The following is a 12,993-nucleotide window of genomic DNA, read 5'->3' as shown; positions in this document are numbered from 1 at the left end:
GTGCCGGTGCGTGGGTCAACCCACTCCTCTCCGGCCTCCTCGGCGCGCTCCTTGTCCCGCTGCTCCCGACGGGTGAGCGGACGGTTGGGATCACCGATCTGGGGAATGCCCACGGTGTCGACCGAATCCGCCTGCGCCATGCGAGCGGCACGCTCAGCAGCGCGGGCACGCCGCTGTTCGTCGGCGCGCCGCATCTGGATGTCAATGAGGAACAGGAAGACGCCCACCAACAGCGCCAGACCACCGACAACGAGGCCCGGAATGAGCCAGGGGGTGCTCACATGCCGCGGCCACGACAGCGACAGCTGGGGGGCATCGGAGGCACCATCGGTGGCCACCAGCACGACCAGGTCGGAGCTGGCGGCATCCAGTTCAAGCGTGGCCGAGCCGGTACCGGTCTTGGTGGCGATCCACAGGTCCGAGTCGGCCGGGTTGGCGTCGCTGTTCTCCAGCACGGTGCAGCCATCAGCATCCTGCGATGCCTGCGCCGTCGCCTCAGTCGCCGCCTCCGTCGGCGTGTCGGTTGCAGTGGCCGCCGGGGCGGCTTCCTCAGGGCAGGAAGTTGTCACCGTCTGCGCGGCCAGCGTGTCCCAGTCAGTCAGGCCAGTCACCGAAATGTACGGGTCGGAGGCGAGCCAAGCGTCGACGTCGTAGTCGTGCCCGACGGCGATGAAAACCTGCTGGTCAGATGACGCGGCGGTGGCGGTCACCTCGACGTCGGATTCGACAAGGCTGAGCACGCCCGGCTCGGTGACGACGTAGTGCTGGTCGGGGCTCTGGGCGAGCGTCGCCCGGGCAGTGGAACTTGGGCGCCACACGGTGGCGGAGCAAACTGCCAGGGCAATGGCGATCAGGCCAAGAACGGCAATGATCACGCTCAGGATCCGTCGATTCACGACGTAGTTCTCCTCGGATTCGTGGACATGGACTCGCCGACACGGTCGGCGGGCGCGCGTGACTCGCACCGGCACCATAACGATGCCTGACGCAGCCATATGTCAGAATCCCACGACTTCGGCCGCTTTGCACCGTTCTCGGCGAAGATCACAGATTCCGACGCTACCAGCACCGGCCACCGTACCCGCCTCGGGGGCCTGTCAGAAGCGCGTGGGGGCCGTGTGGCACCGGATACGGGCGCCGCAGATAGCGTGCCATCGCCCCGGGCGTGTCGCGCAACGCTCGCCGATCGCGTCACCGGCACCGCTGCCGCCCGTCCCGGTTCTCGCTGGTTTCCGCCGTCTACGAGAACCACGCGCGGTGTCCCCGGCCAGCTCCGAGAGGACCCCGTGAGAACGCTGAGAATTTGCCGATTCCACGCGCATGAAGCAGGGGCTAGTCTGGGGCCGTGGGCCGTCCCGACCCGGCCCCCGGGAGGAGAAGTGACGTGGCCGAGGACACCGAAGGGTTCGCCATCACCATGCGCGGATACGATCGCGCGCAGGTGGACCAGCGACTGGAAGCACTCAATCGCCAACTCCAGGATGCGCGACGCGAGGTCGCCAGTCTGGATCAGCGGGCGATGACCCTGGCCGGCGAACTCGCCGAGGCCCAACGACGCCTACGTGAAACCGACAAACCCACTTACGCGGGCCTCGGCTCGCGCATCGAGCAGCTGCTGCGTAATGCCGAGGAGCAGAGCGCCTCCGTCTTGTCCAAGGCCAACGCGGAGGCCAACGCGTTGCTCACCCGCACCCGCGCCAACGCCGCTCACCTCTCCGAACGCAGTTCCTCCGAAGCCGCCACGCTCTTGTCCGACGCCCGTCGGGAAGCCGGCGAGCTGCGTTCGCGCAGCGAGAGCGAAGCGGGCACGACGCTAGCGAACGCGCAGGCACGGGCCGATGAGCTGGTGGGCACGGCCGAGCGCCGGGCCGCCCAGATCACCGCCGACGCCGAATCGGCCGCCACTGAACTACGCGCCTCCGCCGAACGACAAGCGCAGGTCGTCCTCACCGAGGCGAAGAAGTCCGCCGCCGAGCTGACCGTCGCCGCCGAGCGGGAGGCCGCCACCGTGCGCGACACCGCCGCCCAGGAGGCCGAGGAGCTGCGCCGCACGTCGACGGAACAGGCCGAGTCGACCCTCACCTCCGCCCGGGAAGAGGCCGATCGCGCCGTCGAGAAGGCACGCACCGAGGCGGAGGAACTGCTCACCACCGCCCGCCGCGAGTCCGAAGAGCTGCGCCGGTCGGCGCAGGCCGACGCCGAGGCCGCACGCGCCGAAGCCGCTGAGCTGCGTCAGCAGGCGACCCTTGATGTCGCCGCCGCCCACGAGGCCGCTGCGCAGGAGGACGCGGCAGCACATGAATCCGCACGCGCCCGCATCGCCGAGATGCACGAACAGGCGCAGGCCCAGGCCGCCGATGCCGAGGCCCGGCTGCAGGAGGCGCTGGAGCGCGCCGAGAATGTGCGGGCTCAAACCGACCAATCGGCTCAGGCCCGCCAGGAGGAAGCCGCCCGCCAGGCCGAGGAGATGCTGCGGCAGGCCCGTGAAGAGGCCAAACAGCTGGTTGAGGATGCGCGCGCCGACGCCGACGCCGAGAAGTCCGCAGCTGCCCGCGACGTGGAGGAGCTGGAGCGCCAGCGCGACTCCGTGGCCAGCTACTTGGAGGAGATGCGCGGCGTGTTGGGCAACGCGGTACCCCAGGCGCCGGTTTTCTCCGACGTCATCACCGAGGCGCTCCACGACGACGAGGCGCAAGACCTCGACGCTGCAGACACCAATGTCAGCCAGGACGCGGGCGACGCGGCTGATACCTCAAGCGCCGGTACGGCCGACACGCCCATTGCTGAGGACGACGCATCCGGCGAGAACGCGCGCGTCTAGCCTTGCCTTGCCTGCAGGGCCCAGCGGCTTGGCTCTGATATCGCGTCATATCAGGGCCAAGCGCGACGCACCATGCCGATCGTCTCCTCTACCGAGACGCCCAGACTGTGCATGGTGGTAACGAACCGCAGCACCTCGCGTTCACCCGCAACTCCGGACTGGTCACGGACGAACGTGCCGCGCCGTCCCCGGCCCTCGATGTAGCCCTGTGTTTCCAACTCCCGATACGCCTTCGCCGCCGTGTTGACCGCGATGTTCAGCTGTGCGGCGAGCGCGCGGGTGGGAGGCAGCCGGGTGCCCGGGGAGAGGCGGCCGGTCTGAATGTCGGCGCTGATCGCCGTGCAGATTTGCCAGAACACGGGCTCGCTGGACGCGGGGTCCACCTCAATGTCAAGCCGTGCAGTGCGGCTGCTTTCGGGTGGTTGCGTCGGTGACTGAGGAGGGTGTACCGAGTCTGGGCAGGAAGCGGTCATACCTCTAGTGTGCGGCAAATGGACGGAGGGCACCACAGATTTCTGCCGCCTCGTAGGCTACGTGCATGCCTATCGCGGACCCCGACTCTTCCCCCACCGACCCTGCCACCGGCGACCAGAACGCCTCCGGGGCGCCCGGCTGGGCGCAGCGACGTCGTGAGGCCGCCACCGAGCGGGCACGTATGCTCCAGGCACGCCAGCAAGCGGAGCATCAACGGGCGGCGCGAATCGTTGCTCTGTTCCTCAACGTCGCCCTCGCCGAGGGACTGGAGCCGACGCGGCTGCGGGTCAAGGGTTACGGCGGTGGAACGGCGCGCACCCCGCTGACCGGCTGGTACCTGCGCAATGATCAGTCGGTGGCCATCGACACCGCTGGCCGCTTCTACATCCTCACCCAGCCGTTGACCGTGCGCGATCGTCTGTTCGGGGTGACGCCGCGGAACGAACCGGTACCCCTGACCATTGGCGAGGGCGGCCGCGACGGCGACATCGTGCCGCTGCGCACGGCTCTGGATCGTCTGCTGCCCGGCTGGGAGGAGCGTTCCCCCGAGCCCCTGGCGTAGATGGTTGGGTGGGTGCCGAAAGCGGCGGGGACGAGACGCGCTGGTACTTGAGGGCCGGCCGGGCTTGACGCAGTGCGAGGCGACGACGAGGCCCGCGCGCGGGTCACCATAGCCCCCGCTCCCAGCAGGAGGTGTGCCAATGCCGACGCTCCTCCAGACCGCGTTCCGGCCCGAACAGCGACTCATTGCTCCACGCCACAACATGCGGCGTGCCGGCGGAGATCGTCTGATTGCAGCCGGGGCAGATGTAGGTCTTGGCCCCGCCGCGCACGCGACGCACCGTGAACTCGGCGCCCCCGGGGCCGGTCTGGGTGCGCGGCAAGGATTCCAGTCGGCTCATGTCCAGGGGCCTGTGTCCGGCCCCGTAGGGGCGTTTGGAGCTCCGGGATCCGTGACGTGCCATGTGCTGACTGTAATGCCACGCGGGGCCCGGTTCACCCCTTGACGGAGCCGGCCATGAGACCGCCGACGAAGTACTTGCCGAGGAAGATGTACACGAGCAGCGTCGGCACCGACGCGATGAGCGCACCGGACATGGAGGCGCCGTAGTCGGCCATGATCGACCCGTGTGCCAGGTTGTTGAGCGCCAGGGTCACCGGCCCGGACTGGGCCCCGCCGCCGAAGAACAAAGCGAACAGGAAGTCATTCCACGCGCTGGTGAACTGCCAGATGATGACCACCACGAAGCTGGGCACTGAGATGGGCAGCACCACGGAGAAGTAGGTGCGCAGCATTCCCGCACCATCCACGCTGGCCGCCTCGATGAGTTCATCGGGGATGGTCTCGTAGTAGTTGCGGAAGATGAGCGTGCAGATGGGGATGCCATAGACCACGTGCATGAGGATGAGCGTCGGGATGCCGAAGCCGAGGCCCACGCCGGTCACCAGGCGCATCAACGGGATCATGACCGCCTGGTAGGGGATGAACATGCCGAACAGGATGAGGGTGAAGACTACATTCGCCCCCGGGAAACGCCACTTGGACAGCACGAAGCCGTTGGCGGAACCGAGCATCGCGGAGATGAGCGAGGAGGGGATGACGAGTGCGAGGGAGCGCACCAGGCCGCCCTTGAGTTCATTCCACGCATTGGCCCAGTTGGTGGTGTCCCAACTGTCTGGCAGGTACCAGGTGGTAGCCGGCGAGGCTTCGGCGCCGTTCTTGAACGACGTGACGAACAGGACGTACACGGGAATGAGCACGAAGATGAGGGACAGTAGCAGCAGCACGTAGCGCAGCACCCTGCCCCAGGCGATGCCACGGGTCCGGGCGACGGGACGTCTGGCGGTGAGGACGCTGGCGTCGGCAGCCATGATCAGGACCTGCCCTTCGCGTCGTGAATGAGGTACGGGATGACCGCGATAGCGACGACGACCAGCAGGATCGTGCCGACCGCCGCGGCGTTGGAGTAGTCGTTATCCGTCATGAAGTTGAACATGTCGATGGCGGGCACCTTCGTGGAGTAGGTGCGCTGGTCCGTGATGGACATGATGAGGTCGAAGGACTTCAGGGACATGTGGCCGATGATGATGACGGCGCTCAGGGCGATCGGCGTGAGTTGGGGGAAGATGATCGACTTGTACAGCTGCCACTCATTGGCGCCGTCGACGCGGGCGGCATCGCGCAGATCGTCGTCGATGCCGCGAAAGCCCGCCAGGAACAGGGCCATGACGTACCCGGCCAGCTGCCAGATCGCGGGGATGGCGATGGCGAGGATGCCGAAGGTGATGTTCTGCGTCCAGCTGTTCTCCAGGAACCGCAACCCCATCATCTCGAACAGGCGGTTGAGCCCGGAGGCCTGCGCCCCCTGGGCGGAGTTCAGTAGCCACCGCCATACCACACCAGAGGCCACGAAGGACACGGCCATGGGGAACAGGAACACCGAGCGGAAGAGACCCTCGCCCTTAATCGGTTTGTCCAGCAGCCACGCCCACACGAAGCCGATCACGAGGGTCCCGGCCAAGAAGGTGATGGTGAACAGGATGAGGTTGAGGAAGGAGTGCTGGAAGTTCGGGTTCTTGAACAGGTTGATGAAGTTCTCCAGGCCGACCACGTGGGAGGACTTCCTGCCGGACACCTGCGCCGCGGTGTGCATGTCCAGCAGGGAGGTGTTGATGTTCACGCCGATCATGCCGTAGACGAAAATGCCCACGAGGATGAGGGACGGCGAGATGAGCAGCAGGCCGGGTCCCCACTTCCTCCAGTTCGCCTGCTTGCGCCGGGTAGTCGGTCTCGCTTGAGTGCTCACGATAGTCCTTCGGATGCATCGACTGCGGGGCCGCAGCCCCGACGGCGTGGGCCGACGGCACTGGTGCCGCCCGCTGCCGGGGGGGACTGCGGTCTGGAAGAGATTGGGAGGCAGGGGTTCCGGCGTCTGGCAGGGCGGCGTTATCGCCCTACCAGACGCCGGGTTGTCAGACCACCGAGGCGTATGCCGCCGCCAGTTCGGACTGGAGCGTGGCCACGTCGGAGGCCCCCTGCGCGAACTTCGTCAGGGCGTCGTTCATCGCATCAGAGGCCTTGGTCGGTAAGGCGGCGCCATGGGCGATCGAGGAGACGATCGTGTCCTGGCTGAAGGACTCCATGGCGGATTGCTGGTACTCGGAGAACTGAGCCTTCTCCTCGTCGGTGAGGTCGGAGCGCGACGGGATGGACCCCTTGACCGTATTGAAGGCGATCTGCCCCTCCTTGGTGGAGATGCACTGGAGCCAGTTCTTGCCGCCGCCGGGGTGGGGACCGCCGTCGGTGAGGGCGAAGGCATCGGCGAGGAAATCGAAGATGCCGTCGGTGCCGGGGACCGGGAAGTAGGTGTAGTCGGTACCCGCGGTCAGCCCGGCGGCATCAAAGCCGGCAACGGCCCAGTCGCCCATGACGTTGTAGGCGGCCCGGTTGTCGAAGATCGGCTGCATGGCCGGCTCCCAGTCCTCGGTGTACAGGGACTTGTCGGTGAAGCCGATGATGGTTTCGTAGTGCTGGAGCGCGGCCGTGACCTCGCTGCCATTCCAGTCGGTGCTGCCGTCGAAGAGCCCGGAGTAGCCTTCGGCCCCAAGATCGGCGATGAGGACGGATTCGAGCAGGCCGAGCTGGGTCCAGGCCATACCCATGGTGATGGGCGTGTAGCCGGCGGCCTCGATCTTCTCCATGTCCGCGATCCAGCCGTCGATGTCCGTGGCGGGGGTGTCCGGGTCCAGGCCCGCCGCCTTGAGTACCTCGATGGATGCCCACACGACGTTATTGCGGTGCACGTTGGACGGGATGGAGTAGATGGCACCCTCGGAGTCCTTGAGGCGGTCGATGAGGGTCTCGGGGAAGGCGTCGTTGAGGCCGAACTCGTCATACAGAGAGGAAATGTCCAACAGGTAGCCGGCCTCGATATCGGCCTGGATTTCCGCACCGGCGTGTGCCTGGTAGGTGTCCGGCGGGTTGCCTGCTGCCAGGTCGGCTGCCAGCTTCTGCTTGGCTTGGGAGCCGCCGCCACCGGAGACGGCCTTGTTCTCGAACTTCGTGTTCGGGAACTGCTCCTCGAAAACCTTGACCAGGGCCGCCAGGCCCTCCTTCTCGGATCCTGCCGACCACCAGGTGACGACGTCGACCTGGCTGTCATCGCCCTCGCCGACGGCGGCGGCCGGAGCAGAGCCCGAATCGGAGCCGGACTCCTCGGTACCGGTGGTACCGCAAGCAGCGAGGGTGGCCAGGACTGCGGTGGCCGACAAGCCGACGAGGGCCTGCCGACGGGATAGAAGGGGATGACGCATGATGTTCTCCTCGAAACGACGCTGTTTCTAACGGAAAGTCGGGGCGGCGGCAGTGCCGACTGAGCACCTTGTCAACCCCGACCCGGGTGCGTGAAGCCTCTCAAGTATAGAGCAAGGACCGGACAAACATGCTTATTGACAGCTTGCATCAGGGTAAACGAGGGCCCCGGCTCCTCGCAGAACCGGGGCCCTCAGTTGCCGATGGGAAGGTCAGATGAGTCCCATGCTGGCGACGGCGTTCTTCTCCTCCACGAGCTCCGCGGCGGAGGCGTCAATCTTGGCGCGGGAGAAGTCGTCGATCTCCAGGCCCTGGACGATCTTCCACTCTCCGTTCTCGGAGGTGCAGGGGAAGGAGGAGATGATGCCCTCGGGCACCCCGTAGGAGCCGTCCGACATGATGGAGGCGGAGGTCCAGGATGAGGTGGTGCCCAGGCACCAGTCGTGGACGTGGTCGATGGCGGCGGAGGCAGCAGAGGCGGCCGAGGAGGCGCCCCGGGCATCGATGATGGCGGCACCGCGCTTAGCGACGGTGGGGATGAAGTCGTTCTCGACCCAGTCGCGGTCGGCCAGAATGTCCGTGATCGGCTCGCCCTTGATGGTGGCGTGCGTGAGGTCGGGGTACTGGGTGGAGGAGTGGTTGCCCCAGACGGTGACCTTGTCGATGTCCGAGACGTGGCAGCCCGCCTTAGCGGCGAGCTGGGCCAGGGCGCGGTTGTGGTCGAGGCGGGTCATCGCGGTGAAGCGGGAGGCGGGGATGTCACCGGCGTGCGAGGCGGCGATGAGCGCGTTGGTGTTGGCGGGGTTGCCGACCACCAGCACCTTGATGTCGTCAGCGGCGCCGGCGCCGAGCGCCTCACCCTGGGGGCCGAAGATGCCGCCGTTGGCGGACAGCAGGTCGGAGCGCTCCATACCGGCCTTGCGGGGCATCGAGCCGACGAGGAAGGCGATGTTGGCGCCCTCGAAGGCCTGCTTGGGGTCGTCGAAGATGTCAACGGAGCCGAGCGTGGAGAAGGCCGAGTCGAACAGCTCCATGGCCGTACCCTCAGCGGCCTTGACGGCCTGCGGGATCTCGAGCAGGCGCAGGTTGATGCGCTGGTCGGGGCCGAGCAGGGCACCGGAGGCGATGCGGAACAGCAGCGCATAACCGATGTTGCCGGCTGCGCCGGTGACGGTGACGTTGACGGGGGCGTTGGCCATGAAGGACTCCTTCGAGACAGTCAGTTCGGGCCGCGGGGGCCGGTGTGCCAAGCCTATGCCGTAACCTGTGTCGGTCGCTGGGACGATGGCCGGAGCCGACGCCGAGCGCGGACGAGATCTGGGCAACACCCCGGCCGTGAGCCGCAGCTCCGCGCGTCAGCGGCTGACGGCGTTGGGGCCGGCCGCAGCGGCGGAGGCCTCCAGCTCTTCCTGGGTGACGACGCCGTCAACGCTGACGCGGTCGAGGTACTTCATGCCGTCGAAGGCGAGCTCGCGGGTGTTCTCCGGGTCGCCCTCGGGACCGATGCGTCCGTGGGCGAGCCGGTCGATGACGATGGCAATGGCGCCGTCGCCGGTGACGTTAGTGGCGGTGCCGAAGGCGTCCAGGGCGATGTAGGTGGCGATCATGAGGGCTACCTGGGCGTCGTCGAAGCCGAGCATGCTGGACAGCAGACCGGTCGCGGCCATGATGGCGCCGCCGGGCACACCGGGGGCGGCCACCATGGTGATGCCGAGCATGAAGATGAAGCCGACCCACTGGGCAGCGGAGACGTTAATGCCCTGGGTGAGGGCGATGGCGAAAGCAAAGGCGAAAATCTTTGAGGTGGAGCCCGCCAGGTGGATGGTGGCGCACAGCGGCACGGTGAAGGAGGCAACGGCGTCGGCCACACCGTTCTTACGCGCCTGCCGCAGCGTCACCGGGATGGTGGCCGCGGACGAGGAGGTGCCCAGGGCAGTGAGGTAGGCGGGCAGCATGGTGGCCAGCGCCTTGAAGGGGTTCCTGCGCCCGACCGCTCCGGCCACGAGGTACTGGACGCCGAGGATGACGACCTCCAGCACCAGCACCACGACAACTACCCGCAGCAGCGTGCGCATGATCGCCCAGGCCTCGCCGGTGTAGGTGAGGTTGAGGAAGATGCCGAAGATGTGCAGAGGCAGCAGCGGAATGATGATCCGCTCAATGAGCGAGGTGATGATGGCACGGAACTCGATGAAGCCTTTGCGCAGTACGCCGCGCGGCACCATGGACAGACCGATGCCGATGACGAAGCTGAGCAGCAGCGCAGTCATGACGCTGACCGCGGCGGGCATCTCCACGCTGAAGTAGGTCTCCAGGGCGCTGCCCGGCTCCTCGACGTCGCTGAGCGTGGTCCCGCTCAGGAGGCGGGGCAGAACGGCCGCGCATGCCAGGTAGGTGACGAAGCCGGCAAAAACGGTCGAGCTGTAGGCGATGGCCGCGGTCACGGCCAGCCAGCGACCGGCGCCACGCCCCAGATCGGCGATGGCCGGGGTGACCAGGCCGATGATGATAAGCGGGATCGAGAATGACAGGAACTGGCTGAACAGGTCCGAGAAGGTGGCGAAGATGCGGCCGACCGGAACGGGGATGAGGTGGCCGCCGCCGACCCGGATAGAGCCGAGTACCAGGGCCAGGATGATCGCGGCAAGCACCCAGACCAGGATGCCGCCCTTGGCCAGGAACCTGCGGATGGTGCCCGGGGACGCCGGTTGCGCGGAGCCTTCGGGACGCGGGGGTCGGTTGCTCATACTGTTGTTGCCTTTCGGCTAGGGATGAAAATGGTTGGGGACCATCCTGTCGGCGGCAGCATGCCACAGGCGCCTCTCACCGTGCGCGGCGGTACCACGGAGCGGTCGGCTCACTGGGCGCGGGGCAGATTCGCGTAGTAGGACAGGGCGAACAGGCCGACGGCCAGCGCTACCCCGAAAATCACATCGAATAGGCGCCCACGTGCGGCGATCCAGGTGCCGTTGGGACGTTGCAGGCGAATGAGAGCCAGAGCGAGGACCTCCACACCGAGCCAGATAATGGCGACGCGGCGGTGTCCCAGCAAGGACAGCACCGGTACCGCCGCCAGCCAGACCCCGACTGCGACGACTGCGAGGGTGCGGTAGGGCTGGATGCGGCCGGGCCGGTCGCCCGCAGCGGCGGCAGGCGAATCGGCGCACTCACCGGTCGACGGCGTCCCGTCGACCGCCTGGTTATAGTCGGTCACAACCGCTACCTTAGCCGCTCCCCCCGCGGACCCCGCGTTCCGTATTCGCGGCCGCGGTCAGTGTGCGAAGTGGCGGGTGCCGGTGAGGTACATGGTCACGCCCGCCGCCTGGGCTGCGGCAATGACCTCCTCGTCGCGGATGGAGCCGCCCGGCTGGACGACGGCGCGCACGCCGGCGTCGATGAGCACCTGGAGGCCGTCGGCGAAGGGGAAAAAGGCATCCGAGGCGGCGACGGCACCGCGCGCACGCTCGGGAGCGGCCGCGGCCGCGGTCTCAGCCCCGCCGGCAGCGTCACCGGTGGCACGCGCCCCCAGGGTGTTGGCGCGCTCAACGGCCAGTTTGCAGGAGTCCACACGGTTGACCTGTCCCATGCCCACGCCGACAGTGGCGCCGTCAGCGGCCAAGAGGATCGCGTTGGAGCGCACGGCGCGGACGGTACGCCAGGCGAAGGCGAGGTCGGCGAGGGTAGCGGCATCGGCGGCCTCGCCGGATACCAGGGTCCAGCCCGCCGGCGAGTCGCCGCTGGCCGCGACCCGGTCGCGTTCTTGCACGACAGCGCCACCGGAGATCTGCTTGACCTCCCACCCGCCGCGCGCGGGCGGCTGAACCACCAGAATGCGCAGGTTCTTCTTGGTCGACAAGATCTCCACGGCCTCGTCCTCGTAGGCGGGCGCGGCGATAACCTCGGTGAAGATGGGCTTGATCTGGCGGGCCATGGCGGCGGTGACGGGCACGTTGGTGGCGATCACGCCGCCGTATGCGGAGACGGGATCGCAGGCGTGGGCCTTGCGGTGCGCCTCGGCGACGTCACCCGTGGCGGAGACGGCCACACCGCAGGGGTTGGCGTGCTTGATGATAGCCACACAGGTGTCCTCGCCATGGTCGTAGGCGGCGCGCACCGCGGCGTCGGTGTCGGTGTAGTTGTTGTAGCTCATGGCCTTGCCGGACAGCTGGCGGGCCCCGGCCACGCCGGTGCCCGGTGCCGCCGCGGCGGCGTAGACGGCGGCACGCTGGTGGGGGTTCTCGCCGTAGCGCAGGGTGGCCAGGCGGGTGTAGGCGTCCCCCACATAAGCCGGCAGCGCCGGGGTGACCCCGCCAGCGGCGTCGGCCTCAGTTGCGTCGGTCTCGACCTGCTCCGCCAGCCAAGAGGCAACGGCGGTGTCGTAGGCCGCGGTGTGGGCGAATGCCCCGGCGGCCAGGGTGCGGCGCTGGGCGAGGGTGAAGCCGCCGGCCGCGACGGCGTCGGCCACCTCTGCGTAGCGGGCGGGATCGACGACGACAGCGACCGACGGATGGTTCTTAGCGGCGGCGCGCACCATGGCGGGACCGCCGATGTCGATCTGCTCCACGCAGGCGTCGAAATCGGCGCCGGAGGCAACCGTCTGGGTGAAGGGGTACAGGTTGACGACCACGAGGTCGACGGGGGTGACGCCGAGCTCCTCCAGCTGGGCGACGTGCTCAGGCTTGCGCCGGTCGGCGAGGATGCCGGCATGCAGGTGCGGGTGGAGCGTCTTGACGCGCCCATCGAGGCACTCGGGGAAACCGGTCACGTCCTCGACTCGGGTGACGGGCAGGCCGGCGTCGGCAATGGTGGCCGCAGTGGAGCCGGTGGACACGATCTCGACGCCGTGGGCGACCAGGGAGGCGGCCAGGTCGGTGAGGCCGGTCTTGTCATAGACGGACACCAGGGCGCGCCGGATCGGGATGCGGTCGCGGGCACCTGCGGCGTCGGCGGGGTGGGAAGAGGGCTGGGTCTGGCTGGTCACGCATGCTCCTGATATGCCGGTAGCGTCGGGACGCCCAGGCGGGCGACGCCCCGATGAGGGTTACCGGTATCCGGTGGGCCGCTCCCCGGTGGTGCACCACCCTCGCCAGTTGCGGCCGGGATCAGCTTATACCCGCCCCGTCCGAAGGCAGGTCTCGCGGTTCGTCCGGCCGCTCCGTCTCCGTCTGCGAGTCCTGGTCACGGGGGGCACGCAGAGAATCGGTCCGTGCTTTGAGGTGCTCGCGGGCGCTTCCGGCAGCGGCCGCGGTAGCAGTGGCGGTGGCCTCCACCCCGCGGCGGGTCAGCACGCGGGTACGCGGATGCAGCAGCACCGCCACCAGGCCCACGCCCACGCCCACCGTGAGCCCGATGATCGCGGCCACGTAACCGCTGCGCGGGCCGACGT

General features: G+C 67.9%; 11 protein-coding genes, 2 pseudogenes and 1 riboswitch. Of the genes and pseudogenes, 2 read left to right on the top strand and 11 right to left on the bottom strand.

Annotation, left to right across the window (positions count from 1 at the left end):
• Positions 1-896 (bottom strand): annotated as a pseudogene (locus RWX45_RS00220) (hypothetical protein); the annotation flags it as partial.
• Positions 897-1,384: 488 nt separating this feature from the next.
• On the opposite strand from RWX45_RS00220, the gene RWX45_RS00215 reads away from it, so the two are divergent.
• Positions 1,385-2,821, top strand: coding sequence for a hypothetical protein (locus RWX45_RS00215; RefSeq protein WP_316021786.1), 1,437 nt, complete (start codon positions 1,385-1,387; stop codon positions 2,819-2,821).
• A gap of 50 nt (positions 2,822-2,871) precedes the next feature.
• Here the strand turns inward: RWX45_RS00215 and RWX45_RS00210 are convergent, their stop codons facing one another.
• Complete coding sequence (locus RWX45_RS00210; RefSeq protein WP_316021785.1) at positions 2,872-3,180, bottom strand: GntR family transcriptional regulator; 309 nt, start codon at positions 3,178-3,180, stop codon at positions 2,872-2,874.
• 185 nt (positions 3,181-3,365) lie between these two features.
• On the opposite strand from RWX45_RS00210, the gene RWX45_RS00205 reads away from it, so the two are divergent.
• Complete coding sequence (locus tag RWX45_RS00205) at positions 3,366-3,857, top strand: hypothetical protein (protein WP_410050654.1); 492 nt, start codon at positions 3,366-3,368, stop codon at positions 3,855-3,857.
• Positions 3,858-3,960: 103 nt separating this feature from the next.
• Here the strand turns inward: RWX45_RS00205 and RWX45_RS00200 are convergent, their stop codons facing one another.
• The 9 genes and pseudogenes from RWX45_RS00200 to RWX45_RS00160 form a co-directional block, all read right to left on the bottom strand.
• Positions 3,961-4,260: a hypothetical protein gene (locus RWX45_RS00200; RefSeq protein WP_316021783.1), complete on the bottom strand. Its 300-nt coding sequence runs from the start codon at positions 4,258-4,260 to the stop codon at positions 3,961-3,963.
• Positions 4,261-4,291: 31 nt separating this feature from the next.
• Positions 4,292-5,167 (bottom strand): carbohydrate ABC transporter permease, encoded by an 876-nt coding sequence (locus RWX45_RS00195; protein ID WP_316021782.1) that lies wholly within the window; start codon positions 5,165-5,167, stop codon positions 4,292-4,294.
• A gap of 2 nt (positions 5,168-5,169) precedes the next feature.
• Complete coding sequence (locus RWX45_RS00190) at positions 5,170-6,102, bottom strand: sugar ABC transporter permease (protein WP_316021781.1); 933 nt, start codon at positions 6,100-6,102, stop codon at positions 5,170-5,172.
• Positions 6,103-6,268: 166 nt separating this feature from the next.
• Positions 6,269-7,609, bottom strand: coding sequence for an ABC transporter substrate-binding protein (locus RWX45_RS00185; protein WP_316021780.1), 1,341 nt, complete (start codon positions 7,607-7,609; stop codon positions 6,269-6,271).
• A gap of 210 nt (positions 7,610-7,819) precedes the next feature.
• Positions 7,820-8,806, bottom strand: a complete 987-nt coding sequence (locus RWX45_RS00180; RefSeq protein WP_316021779.1) for a malate dehydrogenase — start codon at positions 8,804-8,806, stop codon at positions 7,820-7,822.
• A gap of 156 nt (positions 8,807-8,962) precedes the next feature.
• On the bottom strand, positions 8,963-10,297 hold the full coding sequence (locus RWX45_RS00175; protein WP_316021787.1) for a dicarboxylate/amino acid:cation symporter: 1,335 nt from the start codon (positions 10,295-10,297) through the stop codon (positions 8,963-8,965).
• Between the two features lie 167 nt (positions 10,298-10,464).
• The gene (locus RWX45_RS00170; RefSeq protein WP_316021778.1) at positions 10,465-10,821 is read right to left on the bottom strand and encodes a hypothetical protein; all 357 of its coding nucleotides are present in this window, start codon (positions 10,819-10,821) and stop codon (positions 10,465-10,467) included.
• A 57-nt stretch (positions 10,822-10,878) separates the two neighbouring features.
• Positions 10,879-12,588: a bifunctional phosphoribosylaminoimidazolecarboxamide formyltransferase/IMP cyclohydrolase gene (gene purH / locus RWX45_RS00165; RefSeq protein ID WP_316021777.1), complete on the bottom strand. Its 1,710-nt coding sequence runs from the start codon at positions 12,586-12,588 to the stop codon at positions 10,879-10,881.
• A 25-nt stretch (positions 12,589-12,613) separates the two neighbouring features.
• Positions 12,614-12,711, bottom strand: a riboswitch (ZMP/ZTP riboswitch).
• Positions 12,710-12,993: pseudogene (locus RWX45_RS00160) on the bottom strand (hypothetical protein); the annotation flags it as partial. (Overlaps the previous riboswitch by 2 nt.)

This window comes from Actinomyces sp. MRS3W, assembly GCF_032465695.1.
GTDB lineage: Bacteria > Actinomycetota > Actinomycetes > Actinomycetales > Actinomycetaceae > Actinomyces.
This window is presented reverse-complemented; position numbering and strand designations above follow the sequence as displayed.

What these genes read in the sequence shown, in the direction of transcription:
- RWX45_RS00200 (WP_316021783.1), bottom strand. Translation starts at nt 4,260, where the DNA reads ATGGCACGTCACGGATCCCGGAGCTCCAAACGCCCCTACGGGGCCGGA.
- RWX45_RS00195 (WP_316021782.1), bottom strand. Translation starts at nt 5,167, where the DNA reads ATGGCTGCCGACGCCAGCGTCCTCACCGCCAGACGTCCCGTCGCCCGG.
- RWX45_RS00185 (WP_316021780.1), bottom strand. Translation starts at nt 7,609, where the DNA reads ATGCGTCATCCCCTTCTATCCCGTCGGCAGGCCCTCGTCGGCTTGTCG.
- RWX45_RS00180 (WP_316021779.1), bottom strand. Translation starts at nt 8,806, where the DNA reads ATGGCCAACGCCCCCGTCAACGTCACCGTCACCGGCGCAGCCGGCAAC.